This is a genomic window from Psychrobacter sp. T6-1 (genome assembly GCF_052258445.1).
This window is the reverse complement of the sequence record NZ_JBQQFC010000390.1, coordinates 1-1,882: the sequence shown is the minus strand read 5'-3', so window position 1 is coordinate 1,882 and position 1,882 is coordinate 1. Positions and strand designations below refer to the sequence as shown.

Below are 1,882 nucleotides of genomic sequence, written 5' to 3'. Positions count from 1 at the left end.
ACGGGCGGTGATGGCGCTAATCTATTCAATGTCTCTACTGCCTCAGCATTAGTTGCCGCCGCGGCTGGCGCGCAAGTTGCCAAGCACGGTAATCGCGGCGTCTCAACTAAGTCCGGTAGCTCAGACTTATTGGAACAAGCCGGTATTAGTTTAGCCCTTACTCCCGATCAGGCGCTAGAGTGTATTCAAAATGAGGGTATTGGGTTTTTGTTTGCGCCCAATCACCACAGCGCTATGCGTTATGCCAATCCGATACGCCGTGAGCTCAAAGCCCGCACCATCTTTAACATTTTGGGCCCTTTGACCAATCCAGCTGGCGTGCCTAATTTGGTGATTGGCGTGTTTACCGCGCAGCTGTGTGAGCCTATCGCCAAAGTCATGAAAAATCTAGGCGCCAATCATGTGATGGTCGTCGGTGCCAAAGATGGCCTTGATGAAATTAGCCTTGCGACTTCTACTACCATCGCAGAACTTAAAGACGGTGAGATATCGGTTTATGAGCTAATGCCAGAGGATGCAGGTATTGAATCACAAACGCTTATTGGTCTCGATGTAGAGTCGCCTAAAGACAGTCTTGAGCTAATACGCGCTGCGCTCTCAGGAGAGGAGACTCATGACCGCGCGGTGCTCAAAGCCCGTGACATGATTGCGCTCAATGCAGGCGCTGCTATTTATACTGCGGGTCTGGCGAGCAACTACCCGAATGGCGTCAACCGTGCTCAGGCTGTTATCCAAAACGGTGATGCTCTTCGTAAGCTTGACTCTCTAGCAGCCTATACACAAAAGCTTGCGTCTGGTGCTTAGGGATGTACAGTAGTAAACACTAAACTAAATAACGCTTAAACTAAAATACTTGGAAATACCATGACGACAAGTACCGATACGCAAACTCATATACCCTCAGTGCTAAAACGTATCATCAAAACCAAATACGATGAAGTTGCTGCTGCCAAAAAAGAGCAACCCTTAGCCGTATTGCAAGAGCAAGCCGCTAATGACAACCATCCTCGTCGCGGTTTTGCCAACGCCTTGCGAGAAGCTGTTACGGTGGAGAACGGCATAGGTGTCATCGCTGAGATCAAAAAAGCCTCACCGTCCAAAGGCATCATTAATCATAACTTCTCCCCTGCTCTATTTGCCAAGCAATATGAGCAAGCGGGCGCCAGTTGTCTATCGGTACTGACCGATCGCGATTATTTTCAAGGCGATGATACTTTTCTTTTGCAGGCAAGTAATGAGTCTAGCCTACCTATATTGCGTAAAGACTTTATGATAGATGTCTATCAGATTTATCAATCGTATCTACTAGGTGCGGACTGTGTTTTGCTGATTATGGCTTGCCTTGATGACGCACAAGTGGCAGAGCTACACGCTTTAAGTTTAGAGCTGGGTATGGATGTTTTGATTGAGATACATACACAAAATGAGCTTGAGCGAGCACTAACGCTACCGCGCTCGAACCATAATATCTATGGTATCAACAATCGTGATTTGAACACCTTTGAAGTTGATCTGCAAAACACCCTTAAACTAAAAAACCTTTTGGTGGACGCCTTATCAGTAGATACATCGGCTGGCGACAATCACACACAAAAACCTCTTATCGTGACCGAAAGCGGTATTCATAGCGTGGATGATATTCGCTTAATGCTCGACAATGATATTGAGCACTTCTTGATTGGTGAACATTTTATGAAGACTGATCATCCTGGACAAGCCCTGCAGTCGCTACTTGCTAGCATCCCTGCTGGCGCGTAAAATAAGCAAACTAAATCCTCTTATTCACTCATCAACGATACAGCAACCATTATGGCAAATTCCCTATTTTCAAAAGAGATGCAAAACCAGCTTCAAGAACTTAAAGGTCAATTAAGTAAAGGCC

The 1,882-nt window shown here is 46.1% G+C and carries 2 protein-coding genes; both read left to right on the top strand.

What is annotated here, in order from left to right; all coding sequences use genetic code 11:
* The coding region (gene trpD / locus ACTXGO_RS13110) for an anthranilate phosphoribosyltransferase (protein ID WP_443574834.1) at window positions 1–804 on the top strand (804 nt) is incomplete at its 5' end.
* Window positions 805–864: 60 nt separating this feature from the next.
* A complete protein-coding gene (gene trpC, locus ACTXGO_RS13105) occupies window positions 865–1,758 on the top strand; it encodes an indole-3-glycerol phosphate synthase TrpC (RefSeq protein ID WP_443574833.1) in 894 nt (297 codons plus the stop codon).
* Window positions 1,759–1,882 lie beyond the last annotated feature (124 nt).

Bases quoted from the DNA above. Each gene is read 5' to 3' on its own strand.
- trpC (WP_443574833.1), top strand. From the start codon at position 865: ATGACGACAAGTACCGATACGCAAACTCATATACCCTCAGTGCTAAAA.